Raw genomic sequence first — 21,300 nt, forward strand, 5'->3', positions numbered from 1 at the left:
CCATGTGTGAATCACAAACAAAGGTGTTAATTAACGAGCAAATTACGTTTTTCGGTGCAGGTTCAATGGCTGAGGCTATTATTCGTGGGATGACGAATCGTTCTGTCGTTAAACGTGGCGGTATTACCGTCATCAACCGCAGTAATCAGGCTCGTCTTGAAGAACTCCAACAGCAATACGGAGTATTGTTCCAAACTGAGGATGCAGCCAAAACGGAACTGCTGCGTCATTCTCCAGTGATCGTGCTTGCCATGAAGCCTAAAGATGCTGCCGGGGCACTTGGACAGCTCGGTCCCCTTCTGTCAGATGAACAGCTGATCATTTCGGTCATCGCCGGGTTGTCTATTCGTACCATGCAAACGTTGCTTGGTCGCAAACAGCCAATCGCACGAACGATGCCCAACACATCCAGTTCGATTGGACTGGGAGCCACAGGCATCAGTTTTTCCAAAGAGATCAGCGAAACTCAACGTAAAAACGTGCTTACGATGTTCGAATCCGTAGGTACAGTAACGGTTATAGAGGAAGAGAAAATGGATGTACTGACCGGCATTTCCGGAAGCGGCCCTGCCTATGTCTACTACTTAATGGAGGCCATGATTGCTGGGGGAATCCGCGGTGGCTTGACTCCTGAACAAGCGCATGAACTAACAGTGCAAACTGCGCTTGGCGCAGCACGCATGGTCCAGCAAACCGGAGAGGAGCCTTCTGCCCTTCGTCATAAAATCATGTCTCCTAATGGCTCCACGGTAGCTGCATTGGAAACACTGGACAAAGGTGACTTCTACGAAACGGTGATTGCGGCGGTGCAGCGCTGCGCTGAACGATCCCGCGAGATGGGAGCTGTACTTAAGGAGGGAATTGAGTGAGCTATTGCCTGGCGACCTACCGAATATACGATGACAAAGCTGATTTTAAGCAAAAGGCCCACTCTATTGCCATCGGCATGACGGTGGGCAGCTGGACTGAGCTCCCGCAGGCCAAGCGGGATGCGATGCAGAAGCATCTCGGCTCTGTTCAATCTGTGGATATTCACGATGGAGGTCCCGGTGAGCGGTACGCCGACTTAACGATCGCTTACCCGGATGTCAATTTCAGCCGTGATATTCCCGCATTGTTAGTTACGGTCTTCGGCAAAATTTCGATGGACGGCCGAATTAAGCTGACGAAGCTGGGTTTCTCGGAAGCATTCCTCTCTGCTTTTTCAGGTCCGAAATTCGGTATCAGCGGCTTGCGTGAGCAGCTTGGCGTGTATGATCGGCCTCTGCTCATGAGCATTTTCAAATCCGTAATTGGGCTCAATTTGGACGAACTGCGTGAACAGTTTACCCGTCAGGCTCTCGGCGGCGTTGATCTGATCAAAGATGACGAGATCTTGTTTGAAAATGGGCTGACGCCGATTGAAAAACGTGTCGAAGCCTGTATCCGGGCTGCCGAAGCGGCTGAACGTGAAACTGGTAAAAAGCTGCTGTATGCCGCTAATTTAACCGGTCCAAACTCGCAGCTCAAAGCGCAAGCCCTCAAGGCTATCGGCGCAGGTGCGAACGCATTACTATTTAACGTGCTGGCCTATGGTTATGATGTGCTGCATGAGCTTAGCAGCGATCCCGCGGTTTCGGTACCGATTGCAGCCCATCCTTCATTAGCAGGTGCTGCATACCCATCACCTCATTATGGTATATCGGCGTCCGTCCTGCTTGGTCAGCTTATGCGGCTAGCTGGTGCTGATCTCGTTCTCTTCCCTTCCCCCTATGGCTCAGTGACAATGCCGCGTAAGGAAAACATGGCGATTCACGACGAGCTGATCACCCCTGCTCTACCGCTGAAGACCAGCATGCCTGTCCCTTCCGCAGGGATACACCCAGGTCTGGTGCCACTCATTGTACGCGACTTTGGTACTGATGTGGTGGTTAACGCCGGGGGCGGTATTCACGGACATCCACTGGGTACGGAAGCTGGTGGGCGTGCTTTTGTGCAGGCGATTGAGGCGGTGCAGCAGAATGTCCCGCTGGCCCAATACGCCCGCACTCATCCCGAGTTGCAATCTGCGCTCGACACCTGGGGAGGCGAACGATGAGCACAGCCAAGAAGCCCGTCATTTTTTGTGATTTTGACGGGACCATTACGAACAGTGATAATATTGTCGCTATTATGAAGCATTTTAAGCCTATGGGCTATGAGCCCATCATGCATCAAATCGTGAACGGGCATATGTCCATTCGTGAAGGCGTAGGTGCGATGTTCGCCTTGATGCCTTCGAAGCTTAAGGAAGACGTTATCTCATATGTACTTGGACAAGCGGGTATACGTCAGGGCTTTGCACGCTTTTTGGACTTTGTACGAGAGCAGCAGATTGAATTTTTCGTTACTAGCGGCGGCATTGATTTTTTTATTGATCCATTGCTAGAACCGTTCGGCATCCCGCAGGATCACATTTTTTGCAACGGAGCGGATTTTTCCGGGGCTCACATCCAGATCACGTGGCCGCATCGGTGTGAGGAACCGTGTAAGAATGACTGTGGCATGTGCAAAACGACCGTCATTCGTCAATACCCTTCCGAGCAATACGAACGGATTTTGATTGGCGACAGCCTGACAGATTTTGAAGGAGCCAAAATTGCCGACCTTGTGTACTCCCGCTCACATCTGACATTGAAGTGTCAAGAGCTTAGCGTACCGCATGTACCCTTTGAGACATTTGACGATATTATCGAGGATTTAAAGCAAAAACAGGAGCAGGGGGTACTGTAATGAGTTTTAACTTGGCAGACATTTCGTTTGAGGAAAAACGCCGTTCTCTGGAAGAACTCGCTGATGTCAAGGAGCTATTCGCCTCTCGCAACTGGTTCCCAGGTACAAGCGGTAATCTGTCGATCCGAATCGGTAATTTTCACCCAGAACAATTTTATTTTGCAGTCACCGCTAGCGGCAAGGATAAGACCAAACGTACTCCTGAGGATTTTCTGTTCGTAGACCAATACGGAAAAGCGGCAGAAGCCACAAACCTCAAGCCAAGTGCAGAGACGCTCATCCATTGCGAAATTTACCGCCTGACAGGCTGTGGAGCAGTTTTTCATGTGCATACCGTGTTTAACAACCTGATTTCCGAATATTACGGTGAGCAGGGCTTTGTACCTGTGCAAGGCATCGAGCTCATTAAGGCTTTTAACATTTGGGAGGAAAATGCCGCCATTCAGATTCCCGTACTGCCAAATTATGCTGACATCGCCTCGATTGCCAAGCTGGTATCAGACGTGCTGAATGATCAGGTTCCAGGCATTTTATTGCGTAATCATGGCATTTATGCATGGGGTCGTGATGTGTTTGAAGCTAAAAAGCATCTGGAGGCGTTTGAATTTCTGTTTGAAACGACCTATCGCTCCTTGCTACTGAAAACTTCAAAATGAATAAATTATAAATATTAAAGATGCGTATCATTGAATGGTAAAAATGGTCATTGAATATCGAGAACGGTACCTAGCGAAAGCACGGAACGTTCTTTTTTTTATTAAAAAAAAGCAACCTATTCTACTGGCTACCTAAAAACTAACCTGTTTTTCTCAAATGGACTTTTTTAATCCCATGAAGGTATCACTGCAAATTAAAAGGCAACTGGGGTGATAAGTTGAGTAAAGAAATAGAAGATATAATATTAAGTTTAGAAAAGCAGTTAATGCATGCTCGAAGTGAGGATTTTGAAAAACTATTAGCTTATGACTATATTGAGTATGGTTCGTCGGGTAGAAAGTACGACAAGTCAATGCAATTAACCTTTTTAAAGAGTAGGTCTCCATTGAACCATATACCATTTATAATTACTGACTTTAACATAAGGTTGTTATCTTCAGAAATTATACATGCAACATACTGTACTGAGTCAAATGATACCGGAATTAAATCATTAAGAAGTTCAATTTGGAAATTAAATGAAGGGCAATGGCAATTTTCAATGTTGTAAAAAAACAACGTCCCCTATTGGGGACGTTCCAGCGTGAATTGCTCTCCTAGCTTTGCATAGTTGTTTCCAGCCAACCGACTCACCGGACGCAACTCCTTGGCAATCACATATGTATTTTGGTACGCTTCCTCTGATAAATGATACTGCACTACGCGCCCAATTAATAGGTCACAGGCAGGTGTGTCCTCCTTGCCTCCCAGCGGTATCACCTTCTCCAAAATACATTCCATACGTATTTTCGCTTCAGTCACACCGGGAACTGCAATTTTTGTACTCTTTATTGGGGTGAGACCTGCCAGTGTAACCTCACTCTCCTCCGGCGACAGACGAGAAGCCGTCACATTCACTGCCCCCACATTGTCTTCGTCTGTAATATGTACGACAAAAGCATTGTGCTCTATCGCATTACGCGCTGTATCTTTAGAAACTCCATCGACACGCTGTACGGATACAGACAGCAGTGGCGGCTCGGCGGCAACGATGGAAAAATAACTGAACGGAGCACCATTCAGCACCCCTTCGCTGCTCAAAGTCGTTACAAACGCTACTGGCCTTGGGATAATACTCCCGGTCAACAGCTTATAATTTTCACGCTCTGTAAGTGTGTCAGGATTTAAAGAAATCATTTTTCCCCTCTTTTCCGACTACATTCGCTTCGAATGCATATCATCAAGTTACGCCTGGTAAGCAACTACAATTTATAACCAGTCACATGGTGCAACTCAGGCTTCCCTAACAAGTATCGCGTGAATGATACAAAATGTAAAGCTGAAGCTAGAAGCCCTCTCTATTTTTCAATCACATTCCCCTGACTGTCACGCACAGTAACCGCTATTCCCTCAGGCACAGCAATGGTAACGTCAAGCTGATGATGTGTCTGCATAAAACGTGTGGGAATCTGGCTGAGAAGTACATATAGTGTGTCTCCAATTTGCTTTGTCTGATACAGCTCCGTTCCTTTGAAATCATCCTCATTGCCTGTATATATATAATTCCCGAACACATGCACCTCCGGTGAGGTGGTTGCGTCAATTTTGACCGCATAGGGATCTTCTCCCTGTACAATCACCTTGGTCACTCCGGCAGGCAGTTTTTCATGCCAGTCTGGGAGAGTCCTTGTTTCCTGAACCGAACTCATCATTTCTCTGACTTGCGGAGTGATGCCCAATGAGCTGACTAAGGCAAATCCGATACAACAAAAAACCAATATCGCCGTAATAAACATACTGAACAGATCATAGCGAATGCGCTCACGTGTCCCTTTCCAAGCGGTATACATTAAAATCTCCAGTCCCAGCAAAACAAACACGACAGGCCACCACGTCAACGCTTGATCCAGTATGCCCGCTCCCCAAAACTTAGAGGCAAACGTTACGCCGCCCAGCAGTACCAGAAAAAGTCCCATGGACAGCCTTCCAACTTTCCACACACCTGTTGGAGCGTTTGAGCTCTTGGAGGTGCCATTCTTATGGGATGAAGTACCCAATAAACCTATTGCCCCAGTCACGTCGCTCTGAGAGTGATGGGCTCCCTTAAAGGAAGCCTCACTCTTTGAAAATTCAGTATCCATTTTATCGTTTCTCCTTTGCTCGCTTCAATTTGGAATTGCCAATCATCATCCAAACACCGCCGCCAATTAATAGAAGGGAGACAATAATGGTTCTTAAATACATATCAACTAAATTGTAAATTTGTCCATCCGGGAACAGACGGTCCAGTGTCGGAACAAGTACGTTAATCAGGATGTAGTATGCACCCAGCAGAAGCAGTCCTAAGCCTACCCAGCGGTGATATTGAGCAAACATAGCGATCACAGGCTTGTCGATCAGCTGCTCCCGTCCATAACGACTTACCTGCTGCAATGCATCAAAAAAGCTGTAAAACCAGACCACCGGGATTAGAAACAAAAAGAGTGAAAGATGCAGCACGTCCAGTATATAGATAAATCCTAAAAACAGTAGCATGAGCTGTAGTCCACGTTTTTGCAACCCAATATACATATGTCCGGCACCGGGAAATACCGATAAAATGGTAGCCAGCATTTTACTACGACGTCCCTCAACTCTTCCATGCTCCAGTTCCTCAAACAAAGTCCGGTCCTGAAGAATGTCTCCAGCTTGTTTACGATGTACATGCTGCACCGCATCAAACATGCAATACAGCCAAATAATCGGCAACACGCCTGCAAACGCCAAAAATCCGGATTCGTTCGTTATGCTAGTAATAAAGATGAGGATCGCGCCAAAGCCAAAGAAGGATAACAGAAAAGACAAGCCACGCTGCATCAGCCCCAAATGAAGGTGCCCCAAACCCGGAATGAATGACAGCAAAATCGTAAAAAACCGTTCATTATCCGATCCTTTTTGAAAAGCAGGTGATCCTGCCATACCATAGTATCCTTGTTGATAATGGTCATACCCTGGACCAGATCCCATACCTGCCCCCATGGTATTCGTGCCTGTGTCTGTTGCTCCCTCCGGCACCTCTCCTGTTAAACCAGCCTCTCCATAAGGTTCACTTTGCGAGTAAAAGCCATATGGATTGGGTCCTGCATGAGGGGGGTATGGAGCAGCGACTGCACGAGGATCATAACGTAATAAGCTAATCACGATATGCAGCATGCAGAGTCCCCATAAAAGGGCAGCAATAAACATACCCACCAAAAAAAACGCTCCGTCACTTGCTACCACTGACAAAAATATTCCCCCTGCCAGACATCCGAAAAACAAAATGGTATAGACAAACGCATTGGCTTTTCTGGTCCAGTAATAGTGTCCTACACCCGGAATGATGTTCAATAGAAATGCCAATAGCTTGCTTCGTTCCGTATAAGGCATCGCTACACTTCCTTTCTATTTATGGAATCTTGGTAAAATTCCCAACTGAAGTTTAAACTTGTTCGTCTTACCCTTAACTTATTTAGGGCTTTAATTTATCGAGCCAGGTTGTCGTAGCTTGCATGACTTCTTCACTGTAAGAGACGCGTTCTTTTGAAGGAACCGGCTTATTGCCTGTTTGCGGCATCATTTTGTCAAAGGCTCCACTGGATAGCAAGATCAACGTCAGACTTGCGGCAATAACATAGTGGAACACAGGTTTCTCAAACCAGCGACGTTTTTTAAACATAATTTGACTCGGTTCAGCTTCTATATCGGGAAGAACGGCCATTACCTGATCTATGAAGCGCTCCGTATCCATCCAGGCAGAGTGTTCTTCCAATGTCGGCTCTAATTGCTCCAGTGCGACAAGATATAGCATCAGCGCTTGTTCATCTTCCAACAAGAGCTTTTCCAGTCGGGTAGATTCCTCTATCGAACAAGTTCCTGTAATGTATGCATGCCAGTCATTCGTTTGCCCTTCCATCCACGGTCTATCCTGTTGGTCAGTCATTGCCATTCCTCCTCCTTCCAGTGATTCCGAATCCATAGTCGTGCCCGATAGAGTCTGGACTCTACCGTTTTTAAAGCTACCTGCGTCTCTTCTGCTATTTGATCGTAGGTTTTGCCCTGCATATAGTAGGCTTGAATAATATCTCGATGCTGCTGGGGCAACTGGGCGATTTTTTGTAATAGTTCTACCGTTTGCTCTTCACGGATGAGACGGGCCAATACATCTTCATCCGGGGAAGGGAGCTGCACAAGGGATTGTGCCACGTCTATAAGCTCTGCGGGTCGCCTGTCTTGTTTGCGTTTAATATCCAGCGCTTTATGGAGCGCAATTCGGCTCAGCCACGTTTTAAACCCTTCGTTCCGGTACTGGGGGAGAGACTTGTACACTTGAACGAACGCCTCCTGCGCGGCATCCTCCGCTTCCTTGCTGTCATGCAGTACCGAATAGGCCACATGAAATACATGCTTGCTGTACAGCTCTACGATCTCACGGAACGCCTGCCGATCACCGGACCGGATTCGTTCAATGATTCTCTCTATATCAATGACGCTCTCCCCCTTCCCAATACTATAGACGCCAGGAATTTTTCTTCCCCTGCATATTTCTAAAAAAAATTTAAAAAGGACACACCCTCCTAATCGGAAGGGTGTGTCCTCTATCATTAAAGTCTACTTGCTCACTTTAAATTTCTGCCCTACATTACATGTTGCACAAGCGATACTCCGCGTTGTCCATGTATCGCCATTTCAATGTGACAGCCATAGCGCATCAATTTACTACCTAAAAGGCTCAGTTTGCTACTTTAATTGCGACCGCCACCACGGAATCGCTGGGCATATTCTTTCGCATCCTGTGCATTACGAACCCGGTTTCGGCTCCACTCTAGCAGAATGCGATCTATATACCGGAAATGTACCTTCCCAGCAAATACCGCTTCCTTCAGGGCCAGCAAAATAAGCTCCTCCGGATACCGATCCTGATCCACCCAACTGCTGATCGTCTCATATTCCATCGGTGATAATGGTCGGCCGAATTCTTTCTCAAAAATTGTGAATAAATTTCGTTCTTCTGTAAGTGGAGATTCCGATACTCCATTCAGTAAATCCGGCTTCCCGGCAAACAAAATGTCATCTTCATCGTGCTGCTCCGAACGCTCGGCGATCATACATTCAGCCAGCTTGCGATACAGACCCGCCAAGTTATAACGTTCAAATTGGACGGATGAACTGCGGTCTTCCACGGAATCTATTCGCAAAAACCCTTCTTTCATGAGCTTACTGAAATAAAGCGCGATTTCGTTTGCAGTGCACCCAATTCGAGCCTGCAATTGCTCCCATGTCGGAAATTCATTACGTTCCGCTTGTTTAAATGCAAGTAACTGCATCAGTAGCAGCATTTCACCATCCGTCAGCCGAAGCGTCCGATAATGCTTGAGCAGAGCGTAGGGAATTTGAACCATTCCGGTTTCCATAGCATAGGCTACTCCCTCCGCCCAATCTGCCGCTGATGTCTTATCAAATGATCCTGTCATTGATTATGGATACAAACGATACAGCATACGTGGGAACGGAATCGTTTCACGTACATGATCGAGTCCACAAATCCATGCTACTGTACGCTCCAGTCCCAATCCAAAGCCAGAATGCGGAACGGTACCATAGGTGCGCAGATCCATATACCATTGGTAGGCTTCACGTGCCAGGTTATGCTCGTTAAAACGTTCTTCCATCAATGCTGGATCGTCAATTCGTTGGGAACCCCCGATAATTTCGCCATAACCTTCAGGAGCGATCATATCGGCACACAGAACAACCTCTGGGCGGGATGGGTCAGGTTTCATATAGAATGCTTTAATGTGAGTCGGCCAATGCGTAATGAACACAGGCTTGTTATATCTTTCGGCAATAGCCGTTTCATGAGGAGCACCAAAGTCTTCTCCCCACGGGATGTCGAATCCTTCACCTTGAAGGAAGGCAATCGCCTCATCGTACGTAATCCGTGGGAACTCACCTTGAATTTGCTCCAGCTTCGAAACATCGCGTCCGATAGCTTCAAGCTCCTTCGCACAATTTTTCAGAACAGACTGCACGATATGGCTTACAAATTGCTCCTGAACGCGCAAGGATTCTTCGTGATCCACAAAAGCCATTTCAGGCTCGATCATCCAGAACTCAATCAGGTGACGACGTGTTTTGGACTTTTCCGCACGGAAGGTTGGACCAAAGGAATATACTTTACCCAGCGCCATTGCCGCAGCTTCCATGTACAGCTGTCCGCTTTGTGTCAAATAAGCATCCTCGTCAAAATATTTGATGTGGAACAACTCAGTTGTACCTTCCGCAGAAGAAGGAGTCAAAATAGGCGGGTCTACCTTCGTAAAACCGTTGCCGTTGAAAAATTCCTGTACAGCACGGATAATTTCCGCCCGTATGATCAGAACCGCACGTTGCTTGGCGGAACGCAGCCACAAATGGCGATGATCCATCAGGAAATCTACACCGTGCTCTTTTGGGGTAATCGGGTAGTTTTCGGTCAAATGAATGATTTCAATACCTGTAACCGTTAATTCATAGCCCGATTGACTGCGCGGCTCCTCTCGCACGATTCCAGTTACATAAAGGGAGCTTTCTTGTGTCAGGGATTTGGCGTCATTCCAAATATCCTCAGACACTTCGCTTTTTACGATAACCCCTTGAATATACCCGCTACCATCACGTAGTTGCAGGAACTGAATTTTACCGCTAGACCGCTTATTGTTTACCCAAGCGCCAATTGTAACCGTTTCCCCTACATGGCGACCCACTTGGGCAATCGTACTTTTATTTGTCATGACCGTCTCTCTCCTTGAACCGAAAATCAAACAGCCCTCCCCCTTGGGTTAGGCTGTTTGCTCTCGCTGTTTGGTGCATGTGGTACTTAAACCATAGTTCCACATGTATAAAGTTTACACTTACGGACCGAACTACTGAACCAGACGGAACGTGTCACGGGCAATTACCAGTTCTTCGTTTGTTGGAATGATCAGTACTTCTACCTTTGAATTTGCAGTTGTAATCCGGCGAATCTCGCCAGAACGAATAGCGTTCAATGATTCATCCAGCTCGATACCGAGGAATGTCAGTTGTTCCAACACTCTCTTACGCAGAACGATGGAGTTCTCGCCTACGCCTGCTGTAAATACAATTACGTCTACTCCGTTCATTGCGGCAGCATACGAACCAATATACTTGCGCAGACGGTATTCATACATTTCAAATGCCAATGTAGAATTAGCTTCGCCTTTTTCCATACCTTCAGTGATTTCACGCATATCACTGCTGATACCAGAAATAGCTAGAAGTCCACTATGCTTGTTCAGCATGGAATTGACTTCATTGACAGTCAATTCTTCTTTGTTCATGACATAAGGCACGATTGCTGGGTCCAAATCACCACTACGAGTACCCATCATAAGTCCTTCCAGTGGAGTCATACCCATGGAAGTATCTACAGACAAACCGCCTTGAACTGCTGTTACACTACCACCATTACCGATATGGCAAGTGATGATCTTCAAGTCTTCCAAAGGACGGCCGACAAATTTGGCAGCTTCCTTACTTACAAAGTCATGGGAAGTGCCGTGTGCACCGTAACGACGAACCTTATACTTATTGTACAACACTCTCGGTATGGCGTACATATAAGCTTTTTCTGGCATGGTTTGATGGAACGAAGTATCAAATACCACAACTTGCGGTACTTCTGGCATATTCAATTCAGCCGCTTTAATCCCCATCATGGATGCTGGGTTATGCAGTGGAGCCAGGTCGAACAAGCGACGGATTTCACTCTTCGCTTCAGGAGTTACGAGCGCTGACTGTTTGAAAATTTCGCCTCCATGAACCACACGATGGCCCACAGCCTGAATTTCGCTAATGCTGGAGATAACACCATGCTCTGCATCTGTGAGTGCATTCAGTACTTTACGGATGGCAGTAGTATGCTCCAAAATTTCGCTAACTTCAGTGTATTCTTCCTTATTGGTTGGTTTATGCGTCAGAATCGAAGAGTCCATACCGATGCGCTCTACCAATCCTTTTGCCAAAACGGACTCGTCCGTCATATCATACAATTGGTATTTCAGGGAAGAACTCCCTGCGTTGATTACGAGGATTTTCATATCCGGTCACCATCCTTGTCATACTTAAAGAAGCCTTCGCCCGATTTCACGCCCAGATTACCTGCACGTACCATTTTCTTCAGGACGATGGACGGACGGTATTTCAGTTCGCCAAATTCACGGAACATCCGCTCCAGAGCCGCCAAAACGGAATCCAGACCAAAGCGGTCAGCCATTTCCAAAGGACCGTTTTGGAAGTTGTAGCCGATACGCATAGCATCGTCGATATCTTCGGCAGAAGCTACGCCCTCTTGAAGTACATGAGCTGCTTCGTTAATCAGCAGACAGATAATCCGGCTAGTTACAAAGCCAGGAGATTCATAAATCATGACTCCTTTTTTCTCCACGATTTCTTCCACGAACATTTTCGTGTTTTCAAAGGTATCATCTGAAGTTTTCAAACCACGAATAATTTCTACAAGATCAATACGGGATACTGGATAAATAAAGTGCATACCAATAACACGCTCTGGATACTTGGTCGAGCTGGCAAGCTCGGTCAGGCTCAGCGTGGATGTATTACTTGCAAGGATGATGTTGCTTGGACATACATGATCCAGCTCTTGGAAAACAACTTTCTTCTCATCCAGATTCTCTGTAATGGTTTCAATGACCATATCACAGCTAGCGAGCTCCGCCAGATGGGATACTTTTTCAATGCGAGATAAAATCAGTTTTTTCTCTGCTTGGGTAATTGCCCACTTTTCCAGTTGCTTATCTAGACTTGTTTCAATCATATTATAAGCGTAGTCTAGTTTCTCTGGTGTCTGCTCTACTAGCAGCACATCGATTCCTTTGGACGCAAGCATTTCAGAAATACCTTGTCCCATGGTGCCGCCGCCAATGACGCCGATTTTTTTAAATTGCATGGTTCTTAACTCCACCCTTTCCTGGTCACTCTCATATATTGTATCCTTCTTTGTCGAAAAATACATGTTTATGTCCCAATAGATAATAATATCTTAGCACGGACTAAAAGTAAAAAAAAATAACCAGCATAAAAAATTATGCTGGTAATAAAGCATTTTCACTAAATTGACATCTAAATTGATCTCCGGACAGCGTTTCTTCCTTCATCAAGATGTCAAGAGAATTGTCGAACACAGGACGATGCTTTTCCAACAACTCCAAAGTGCGGTTATGCAGGTCATTCATAATCTCGCCATTTTCCCGCATGAGTTCCTCTTTTGTAACCATTTCCATGTTAATAATCCCAAGAGAAGTCAAACCGGAAGTCATCATCGTATGAACGATGTTCAGTGCCTGTTCAAAATCATTACTTGAACCAGTACTTCGACCGCCGTAGTACATTTCTTCTGCTGTAGCACCTGCAAGCGAGATCATAATTTGCTCCTCCAGGTACTGCTTGGTATATAAATAATGCTCTTGCTGTGGGTTGTGACGCACGTAACCGAGCGCTTTCCCACGCGGGCTCAGCGCTACTTGACTTACACTACCGGGACGGACGATTTCAGCCATAATAGCATGTCCCAGCTCGTGAATCGCTACACGTTTTTTCTCTTCGAATGTCGATTCTCGGTCTGTTTTTTCGCCCATCATCACCTTGTCAATCGCCATGGACAGATGACTTTGCGCAATCATTTGCCGATCCTGTCTCATTGCATAGATGGCTGCTTCATTCATGACGCTCTCCAACTGTGCACCGGAAAAACCGTAAGACTCCTCTGCAATTTTGTCCAAATTAGCATCTTCCTGGATCGGTTTGTTTTTGGCATGAATTTTAAGGATATGAAGACGACCCTTCTTATCAGGCAAGTCTACTTGAATATGACGGTCAAAACGTCCTGGACGCGTTAAGGCGCTGTCCAACATTTCTTTACGGTTTGTTGCCGCAATGAGCAATATCCGCGGCGTATCTGCCGAATAAATGCCATCCATTTCTGTCAGCAACTGATTCAAAGTCTGATCATATTCTCGTTGCTGTCCACCCTCACGCTTACCGCCAATAACATCAATCTCATCAATAAAAATGATTGCATTTTCTTTCTTTTCCTTGGCTGCACGAGTGCGAGCCTCCCTAAACAACTCACGGACACGACCTGCACCAACACCTACATACATTTCAACAAATTCACTGCCTGAAGCTGCAACAAACACTGAATTGGTATAGTGTGCAGCTGCTTTCGCCATCAGCGTTTTCCCTGTTCCCGGAGGGCCTGTAAGCAAAACGCCTTTCAATGGACGAATGCCAAACTTGGAAATTTCATCATGACGATTCAAAAAATCCAAGGCTTCACGCAATTCCTGTTTAGCGCTTTCTTGTCCACCAATTTCCTCAAAAGTCAGCTTGTCCGGACCATTTTTTTTACGTTTGCGCTCTTGCCCGGCACCTACGGCCAAGCCGCCACGAGCATGCATGAGCATTAACAAGCCACTGAGCATCACGCCTGCAACAAGAAGAGGGATAATGTTCACCCCAATAAAAACGAGAAATATAATGGCCACCGGCACAATACCGATTAATATTTCCTTGATCCATCTAGGCATTAGGCCATACCCCCATTTGCTGAGATTGACGTGGCAAAACGATAAACTTCGTCGCATTGCCTTCGCTGAGTCGGATATAGACATTGTTCGAATCCATATCGGTATCAGCCTTGATACCTGTCTTTTTCTTTTTCATCTGCTCAACTGTAGATGAAATTTGAGTATACTTTTTATTTTCCATCGCTTCGGCTACAGGAAACATAGCCTCAGACCACCATTGATTCAGTGCTGAATTGGAACGATCTGCGATATCCAGCTTAATGGTGCGGCTGCCAATGATGGATTGCCCTTTTTGCTTAACCACATCGACTAATCCGGCCACATCCGCCTGCGGTTTGAGATCTAGTTTCAATACCACCTGATCCTGTTTAATATCTATTTGAGCGCTTGTCACGCCTGGATATTGAGATACCAGTTTTTCCAGAGGACTTTGCATTGTAACCTGACGGTAAATGAACCATCCTCCAAACATTAACAAGGCTGCCAAAACGGCCGCCACAACAATAGGAACTGCACGCAATTTCAAACAACATCCTCCTCTCAAAATGTAAAACCCAGAAGAAACGGGACGAATGTCAACAAACAACCAAATTGCATGATCTTATAATGATCAGCAACTCATTTATCTATCATTTTTGTCTATCACTTATAAAATATAGTATATCATAACGTAAATCTAATATCGAAGGCAATGTGTGGAGGAGTTGTGATAAGGCAAAAAGATGCTTCTGGCTTTTAGTCCAGCTTTGCGGAGCATTAAGTAAAAAGACGCAAATACGAATTAAATCGTATTTGCGTCTTTTTCTAATACTTTCAATCATTCCAAGCTATATAGACTGAGTATAAAAGTTATTTGGAGTGGCCCCATAGCTGTCAGCCAGCGGAGTGGAACACTTGAATCTGCAGAAGCGAAGCGATCGTAAGATCAAATGGACTACGCAGCGCTCCTAACGCTTTTGGGTACTCCCAAGCCACCAATCCACACTCTTAACATGGTGCTAGTAATTAGGCAAAGTATACTTTATCCCCGTCGATGCTCCATCTGAGAAACGGTAAAAGGTATAGTTGTGATGGCTTTCATCATCGTAAAACAGTTGCCATACATATTCGCCATTGAACACACTCGGTTGGAGCCTTACAATTTTTGCATTTGGAAGTTGCTGCTGAATTATTGCTGTCATTTTTTGCTCGTCGACTCCGTTTTTCATCAGCTCGGTATGAACACCACTTGGATCTGCGGCAGGTATGTTAGGTTGCCCCTCCATTTTTTGAAAAGGAACCCACACCATTATATTTTCATTCTGTGCGTTTTTTCCTTGAACTACCCAATATATCTGATCCCACACAGACTTCCAAGTCTGAGTCGTGCTAACCAGACCACCTGATTGCTTGGCCTTCATGATAGCGGCATTTTTCTCAGCCACCTGGTCTTGAGTAACATACGAATAATACCAGAAAATGCTGACCAGGATCAGTATTACGGCCAAAATGGCGACCGCTATCCATTTCTTCTTATTTTTCAAACCTGTGCTTCCTCTCTAAGGGGATGTGACACCTAAATTAGCGCGACAGCAGCCCTTCAAAGGCGGCTTGTGCCTCATGTTTGATACGTTCCTCGTCCATCGTCAGGCATTCGCCATTTTTCACAACCTGACGGCCGTCTACCCACACATGAGCCACGTCTTTGGCACTTGCAGAGTATACGGCATGAGAAATAAGATCTGTACGCGGCAAGAAATGGGCCTGATTCAGATCTAGCGCGATAAAGTCAGCCTTATTGCCTGCTGCCAGCGCTCCTACCTCTTTTAAACCAATCGACTTTGCACCGTACTCTGTTGCCAGACGTAGTGCTTCATTTGCAGGAACTGCCGTTGGGTCGCCAGATACTCCCTTGTGAATGAGTGCTGCCAGACGCATTTCCTCGAACATATCCAGGTTATTATTGCTGGCAGGACCATCTGTTCCGAGTGAAACAGTAACTCCTGCACGCAGCAATTCAGGCACTCTAGCTACACCACTTGCCAGCTTCAAGTTGCTGCCTGGATTATGCGATACCGCCACACCTCGTTCCGCTAACAAAGCTATTTCTTCGTCGTTCAAGTGAACGCCGTGGGCAACAAGTGAAGGACGGGAGAAAAAGCCAAGCTTATCTAAGTGTGCAACTGGACGCAAGCCGTAGTCGCGTACGTTTTGTTCAACTTCGGCGATCGTCTCGGACATGTGCGTATGCAACGGTAAATCGAGATCATGTGCTGCTTGAACAAATTTCTCAATAAACGCAGGCGGGCATGTGTATGGGGCATGAGGAGACATCATTGTTGTGATACGTCCGTCTGCTTTTCCATGCCAGTTACGCGCAAAAGTCACGGCCTCAGCTAGCTTGATCCGCTGTTCTTCTTCTGAACAGAGTCCAATGGCTCCACGCATCAAGCTTGCACGAATGCCCGACTCTTCAGCTACACGAGCCACCTCATCCATATGATCGTACATATCCAGGAAAGTCGTGGTTCCACCTTTCAGCATTTCCAGCACTGACAAAGAAGTTCCCCAGTACACATCCGTAGATGTAAACTTGGCTTCCATAGGCCACATTTTTTCCTGAAGCCACACTTGAAGTGCCAAATCATCTCCATACCCTCGCAGCAGAGACATCGCCGCATGACCATGAGTATTGATCAGACCAGGTAAAAACAATAACCCCTTGCCGTCGATTGCTTCTGTCTCTTCCTCACCCGCAGGCAAAGTCTCGCCAATGTAAGTAATACGGCTATCCTCCACAATCATAAAACCATGGATTACCCCAGCCTCGGGTCCATTCACGGCAAAAGAACCGTTTTTAATCATCCATTTATTCACTGTCATATTGTACTTCTTCCTTTCCGTCCTCCAGATAATAAGCGAGGCTAAGCAAATCAGTTGTAAAGTCTGTGGCATGTATCCGAATGTTAGCTGGTGCCTTGAGAATGATAGGTGCAAAGTTTAAAATCGCTCCAATTCCACTCTCAATCAGCCTATCAGCTACGTGCTGTGCCTCAAAATCAGGTACAGTAATAATCCCGATTCGTATATTTTTTTCTTTCACAGTCGCTTCCAGTTCATCCATCGGCTGTACGACCAAAGTATTGATTCTGGTCCCAACCTTATCCGGGAACGCATCAAAAACCGCCACAATCTTCATATTGTCTTTTAAATAAGCATTATAGTTCGATAGGGCTTGACCCAGATTACCCGCTCCGACCAATACTACATTAATTTGCTGGTCGATTTTCAGGATATGGCGTATTTTCTCAATTAGATAAGAAACATCGTAACCGATGCCCTTCCGACCAAAATCGCCAAAATAGGCAAGATCTTTACGAATTTGGGCCGGATTCAAATCTAACCTCTGTCCCAGCTCTTGAGAAGAGACCGTAGCCACCTCCCGTTTGTGCAGTGCATTCAGATAACGTAAATATACGGGTAATCTCCGTACGACAGCCTCTGAAATTTTATCTGATTTCATACTTGCTCCCCCTAATTGTAACGGACTTTAAGTGTCCGTCCGTTGTGCCTCAGTCTCCGGGGCGGATTGGAGCCATTCGGCGATGCGGGGCACCATTTGCTCCGATGGCATATGCTCCATTTTTGGTCCCGGTAACGAGTACAAAAAGTGCTTTCCATAATAGGATTCGATCACACGCGTATCGTAAACGATGACGACTCCGTGGTCGCTCGCTGTACGTACCAATCGCCCAAATCCCTGTTTGAAGCGAATAACTGCTTGTGGTACAGACAGCTTCATAAATGGATTCTTCTTCTGCTGCTGGAGCAACTCGCTTTTGGCCTCCAGTAACGGGTGGTTGGGCGGTTGAAACGGCAAGCGAACGATAGCCAGACAAGTCAAAGCTTTCCCTGGAATATCGACGCCTTCCCAGAAGCTACTGGTTCCCAGCAATACAGAAGCTTTCGCTTCCTGAAAACGGCGGGTTAGCTTGCTGCGACTCCCACTGTCCACACCTTGTCCTAACACGGTAATATCGCTGGACGCTAACGCCTCTTTGAGCGGCTCATACACTTGCCGGAGCATCCGATAGGAAGTAAACAGAACGAGCATTCTCCCCCGCGTCGCCTGGGCAGTCGCTCCTAGAGAGCTAACGAGCATCTCTACAAAATGTGCATCTCCTACACTGCCCTTCACACTCGGAAAATCTCGCGGAATGACCAGCAACACCTGATCCCTGTAATTAAAGGGTGATGGGAGCTGTGACGTCATTAATCGTCCTTGATCTGCTGCCTCCTGCAAGCCGAGTTGATCGGTCATGTACTGAAACGATTTATCTACCGATAAAGTAGCAGATGTCAGAATAATACTTCTTTTTTTGTCAAAAAACATTTCTTTCAACTGGCGGCTCACATCGACGGGCACCGCATAAAATTGCAATGATTTACTACGGAATTGTCCACTCGCTTCAAGCCAATATACGGTTGTTTCATCATCGAGTCGTATAAAGAAGCGCAAATTTTCCCTAATCCCCGCCAAATCCTTAAGCAGACCCGTGATATCTGTAATGAGACTATCCGCCGCATAATCGTCATGTTCTTCCTTGACATCCAGCATCAGCTTGTCGCCCTTGCGCAAAATTTCGCTCAATGTTACATAAAGCTGATTTTCCAATGCCGCCGCCTGATCCCACTTTGCAGGCTTGGCTGACGGTTTGAGACGCGAAGAAAATTGCCCCGTTTCACCTGGTGTGGCATCAGTTCGCTCTGGTAACATGCCAAACAGCTTATCGCTTAGTAGGTCCCAAGTTTCCTTAACCTCTAACACAAGTGGGTACAACTGATCAATGACCGAGGCCCATTCCGTCGACTTCTCATGCCCCGACTTTGCCAACTGCTGACGTAACGAAGGCAATTGCCCATTCTTGCTGTCCTTGAACAATCGAGTCAGCGTATGCACGAGTGTGAAATATTTCATATGCATGCCCAGGTGCTTACCAGCTACTTCCTCTAGATGATGTGCCTCATCAATCACCAAGTGTTCATAGCTAGGCAGCAGCTGATGACTTGCTTTGACGTCGGTGAACAGCTTGGAGTGATTCGTTATAACCACATCCGCTGTTCCAGCTTCATGACGTGCACGATGATAGTAGCATTTGCGGAACCATGGACAAGAACGACCAAGACAGGACTCGGAATCACTAGCTACCGTTTCCCAAAAATCCCCTCCACGGTTGCTCAGGTTTAGTTCCTCATCATCACCGGTTTCTGTCAGAGTCAGCCAGACAATCATTTGAGCCGCTGTAATCAAGTCTTCCTTTGGTGTCGCGAAGTCTCTTCTGTTTATTTTATGTTCAAACTTACGCAGACACAAATAATGCCCCCGTCCCTTAAAGATGGCAGCCCGGAACGGGAACGGAATCACTTTGGTCAGCATCGGAATATCACGCTCTCGCAATTGCTCCTGCAGATTAATGGTATGCGTGCTTACGGTGACCCTCTGCCCATATTTTACACTGTGATACAGTGACGGAAGCAAATAGCCCAGGGACTTCCCTGTTCCTGTACCCGCCTCAATCAACAAATGCTTATCTTGACTCAGGGCTTGATTTACACCCTCAATCATTTGTATCTGCGCCTCGCGCTCCTCATATTGGCTCAAGGATGAACGCAAATTGTCCCGTACATCATCCATATACTGCTCAAAGGAAACGCCTGACAGTGGATTCGGATCATCTTCTCTGCGTGGAGCAGCCAGTTCAGTCCAATCTTCCACTTTAAGCGCAAGCTGACGAAAAAACTGATGTTTCTCCAAATCCTGAATAGGATCTAGCTCTTTCTCTTCTCGTATGCCGTCAAGAAACCAACCCAGGTCGCTGTCTTCCTCTGCGAACAAATCGCTAAGCCGCTGTATCGTTATCAGAGGCAGTGCTTGAAGCTCGCCCAGACACTTTAAAAACACCTCAGCCGTAGCCAACGCGTCGCTGTCTGCTTGATGAGGGCGGTCATGCGCCAGCCCAAACTCTGAGGAAACAAAACCTAGCTGATAAGAAGATAATGATGGAAACATAATTTTCAGAAAATCCATCGTATCCAAAATTCTACCGCTAAAGGGTAAATATCCACACCGGTCCAAAGCGCTTTGCAAAAAATTAAAATCAAACGCCACGTTATGACCGACGAGTACGACATCGTCCAGCATAGGCACGAGCTCCATCATCATTTCTTCGAGTGCAGGTGCATCCTTGACGTCATCGTCTGTAATTCCGGTCAATCCGGTGATAAAAGGTGGAATAGATCTGCCAGGGTTTACATAAGAGCCGTAAACACGGGAAATGCTGTTATCATGATCTATAATTGCAAGTCCGACTTGAATGATGTCATCCGCGGACTGGGTGCCTGTCGTTTCAAAATCCAATACCGCAAATTTCATTCGAGCTTAATCCTTTCTTATGACACATACAATAATAATAACTCTGTATAATAGCATAGCAGAAGATTGCCTGTTTGGAAATTAAGACAGCCAAAAAAGACGATGCACACGCCGCCTAAGAGAGGTGGGCATGCATCGTCTTACTCGGTGTCTGACAACTACATCCAGGTCAACATGGAGCTGTCGTAGCGAAGCTTTTCGACACCGGACAAACAGGCTTGCATATTGTGCAGTGGCTCGGGCAACGTTGGATCGAACTGATGCGCGAGAGCAAAATATTTTTGCGCCTCTTTTACGTCAGCCTGCTTTGCCATCAAACAACCCAGCGCATTATAGATGACCGCTTTTAGCCCTGGCTGTTCAGTCAGGTGCAGCACCTTTTGAAACTGGCTTATAGCCTCTGCTGGATCATCCAGTTGAAAATGAGCCATTCCCATATACATGTGACTCTGCCAGCTGTTCGGAAAATGCTGTAGCACCTGCTCAAATTGCTGGATTGCCTCCGGGTACATAAGTAAGCGATAATACCCCTGCCCCCGGTTAAATGCCGGTAGCTCCTTTTCAGGCAGCTCAGCGTCAGACATGTCGGCCTCTGCAGAAAATCCTGCTGCACGCAGGTAAACCATTTTTTCCTCAAAGGCCAGCCACTCATCCATAATTCCGTCACTCATTCTCCGCAGCAGACTCCAGTGCTGTAGCAGCTCCTGTCTGCGGGGGCCCTGGGCTGATGGGTAATGCTTCACGATATCATCTAACATGCTGTTCATTTCTGCGAATACATGCTGGAACATGTGCATCCCGCCCTTACGAAAGATGGATTAATACACTCACATTTTTCGCTTAAAAGACGGGTTTCATCCGCATTCCCATTCA

The 21,300-nt window shown here is 46.3% G+C and carries 21 protein-coding genes; 5 read left to right on the forward strand and 16 right to left on the reverse strand.

Annotated elements, in window-relative coordinates:
• Positions 1-2 precede the first annotated feature (2 nt).
• From proC to MKX36_RS14275, 5 genes are all read left to right on the forward strand, one after another.
• Entirely contained in the window at positions 3-869 is an 867-nt protein-coding gene (gene proC, locus MKX36_RS14255; protein ID WP_016822162.1) for a pyrroline-5-carboxylate reductase, read from the forward strand.
• On the forward strand, positions 866-2,077 hold the full coding sequence (locus MKX36_RS14260; protein ID WP_340864921.1) for a 2,3-diketo-5-methylthiopentyl-1-phosphate enolase: 1,212 nt from the start codon (positions 866-868) through the stop codon (positions 2,075-2,077). The genes proC and MKX36_RS14260 overlap by 4 nt, the downstream gene beginning before the upstream one ends.
• Positions 2,074-2,751, forward strand: coding sequence for a 2-hydroxy-3-keto-5-methylthiopentenyl-1-phosphate phosphatase (locus MKX36_RS14265; RefSeq protein WP_340864922.1), 678 nt, complete (start codon positions 2,074-2,076; stop codon positions 2,749-2,751). Before MKX36_RS14260 ends, MKX36_RS14265 begins: the two co-directional genes overlap by 4 nt.
• Positions 2,751-3,407 (forward strand): methylthioribulose 1-phosphate dehydratase, encoded by a 657-nt coding sequence (locus tag MKX36_RS14270; protein ID WP_340864923.1) that lies wholly within the window; start codon positions 2,751-2,753, stop codon positions 3,405-3,407. Before MKX36_RS14265 ends, MKX36_RS14270 begins: the two co-directional genes overlap by 1 nt.
• Positions 3,408-3,625: 218 nt before the next feature.
• Complete coding sequence (locus tag MKX36_RS14275; RefSeq protein WP_340864924.1) at positions 3,626-3,958, forward strand: DUF4440 domain-containing protein; 333 nt, start codon at positions 3,626-3,628, stop codon at positions 3,956-3,958.
• Positions 3,959-3,972: 14 nt separating this feature from the next.
• On the opposite strand, the gene MKX36_RS14280 is transcribed toward MKX36_RS14275, so the two are convergent.
• The 16 genes from MKX36_RS14280 to MKX36_RS14355 form a co-directional block, all read right to left on the reverse strand.
• The gene (locus MKX36_RS14280) at positions 3,973-4,584 is read right to left on the reverse strand and encodes a flavin reductase family protein (RefSeq protein ID WP_340864925.1); all 612 of its coding nucleotides are present in this window, start codon (positions 4,582-4,584) and stop codon (positions 3,973-3,975) included.
• A gap of 161 nt (positions 4,585-4,745) precedes the next feature.
• Complete coding sequence (locus tag MKX36_RS14285; RefSeq protein ID WP_330719871.1) at positions 4,746-5,528, reverse strand: hypothetical protein; 783 nt, start codon at positions 5,526-5,528, stop codon at positions 4,746-4,748.
• A 1-nt stretch (position 5,529) separates the two neighbouring features.
• Positions 5,530-6,795 (reverse strand): multi-tm2 domain protein, encoded by a 1,266-nt coding sequence (locus tag MKX36_RS14290; RefSeq protein WP_340864926.1) that lies wholly within the window; start codon positions 6,793-6,795, stop codon positions 5,530-5,532.
• Between the two features lie 82 nt (positions 6,796-6,877).
• On the reverse strand, positions 6,878-7,348 hold the full coding sequence (locus MKX36_RS14295; protein WP_340864927.1) for a hypothetical protein: 471 nt from the start codon (positions 7,346-7,348) through the stop codon (positions 6,878-6,880).
• Positions 7,345-8,010: an RNA polymerase sigma factor gene (locus MKX36_RS14300; RefSeq protein ID WP_340864928.1), complete on the reverse strand. Its 666-nt coding sequence runs from the start codon at positions 8,008-8,010 to the stop codon at positions 7,345-7,347. The genes MKX36_RS14295 and MKX36_RS14300 overlap by 4 nt, the downstream gene beginning before the upstream one ends.
• A gap of 140 nt (positions 8,011-8,150) precedes the next feature.
• On the reverse strand, positions 8,151-8,879 hold the full coding sequence (locus tag MKX36_RS14305; RefSeq protein ID WP_016822172.1) for a DnaD domain-containing protein: 729 nt from the start codon (positions 8,877-8,879) through the stop codon (positions 8,151-8,153).
• A gap of 3 nt (positions 8,880-8,882) precedes the next feature.
• Positions 8,883-10,178 (reverse strand): asparagine--tRNA ligase, encoded by a 1,296-nt coding sequence (gene asnS, locus MKX36_RS14310; RefSeq protein WP_016822173.1) that lies wholly within the window; start codon positions 10,176-10,178, stop codon positions 8,883-8,885.
• Between the two features lie 132 nt (positions 10,179-10,310).
• The gene (locus MKX36_RS14315) at positions 10,311-11,507 is read right to left on the reverse strand and encodes an acetate/propionate family kinase (RefSeq protein WP_013371630.1); all 1,197 of its coding nucleotides are present in this window, start codon (positions 11,505-11,507) and stop codon (positions 10,311-10,313) included.
• Positions 11,504-12,376 (reverse strand): 3-hydroxyacyl-CoA dehydrogenase family protein, encoded by an 873-nt coding sequence (locus tag MKX36_RS14320; RefSeq protein ID WP_013371631.1) that lies wholly within the window; start codon positions 12,374-12,376, stop codon positions 11,504-11,506. The genes MKX36_RS14315 and MKX36_RS14320 overlap by 4 nt, the downstream gene beginning before the upstream one ends.
• Before the next feature lie 136 nt (positions 12,377-12,512).
• Complete coding sequence (locus MKX36_RS14325) at positions 12,513-14,015, reverse strand: AAA family ATPase (protein ID WP_016822174.1); 1,503 nt, start codon at positions 14,013-14,015, stop codon at positions 12,513-12,515.
• A complete protein-coding gene (locus tag MKX36_RS14330; RefSeq protein WP_016822175.1) occupies positions 14,008-14,541 on the reverse strand; it encodes a hypothetical protein in 534 nt (177 codons plus the stop codon). Before MKX36_RS14330 ends, MKX36_RS14325 begins: the two co-directional genes overlap by 8 nt.
• Positions 14,542-15,013: 472 nt before the next feature.
• Positions 15,014-15,538: a cell wall elongation regulator TseB-like domain-containing protein gene (locus tag MKX36_RS14335; RefSeq protein ID WP_016822176.1), complete on the reverse strand. Its 525-nt coding sequence runs from the start codon at positions 15,536-15,538 to the stop codon at positions 15,014-15,016.
• A 37-nt stretch (positions 15,539-15,575) separates the two neighbouring features.
• A complete protein-coding gene (locus tag MKX36_RS14340; protein ID WP_090890206.1) occupies positions 15,576-16,877 on the reverse strand; it encodes an amidohydrolase in 1,302 nt (433 codons plus the stop codon).
• The gene (locus MKX36_RS14345) at positions 16,864-17,517 is read right to left on the reverse strand and encodes a redox-sensing transcriptional repressor Rex (protein WP_257125975.1); all 654 of its coding nucleotides are present in this window, start codon (positions 17,515-17,517) and stop codon (positions 16,864-16,866) included. The genes MKX36_RS14340 and MKX36_RS14345 overlap by 14 nt, the downstream gene beginning before the upstream one ends.
• A gap of 27 nt (positions 17,518-17,544) precedes the next feature.
• Entirely contained in the window at positions 17,545-20,427 is a 2,883-nt protein-coding gene (gene dinG, locus MKX36_RS14350) for an ATP-dependent DNA helicase DinG (protein ID WP_044785193.1), read from the reverse strand.
• Positions 20,428-20,585: 158 nt separating this feature from the next.
• On the reverse strand, positions 20,586-21,218 hold the full coding sequence (locus MKX36_RS14355; RefSeq protein WP_016822180.1) for a tetratricopeptide repeat protein: 633 nt from the start codon (positions 21,216-21,218) through the stop codon (positions 20,586-20,588).
• Positions 21,219-21,300 lie beyond the last annotated feature (82 nt).

Source organism: Paenibacillus sp. FSL W8-0439 (assembly GCF_038008995.1).
GTDB lineage: Bacteria > Bacillota > Bacilli > Paenibacillales > Paenibacillaceae > Paenibacillus > Paenibacillus polymyxa.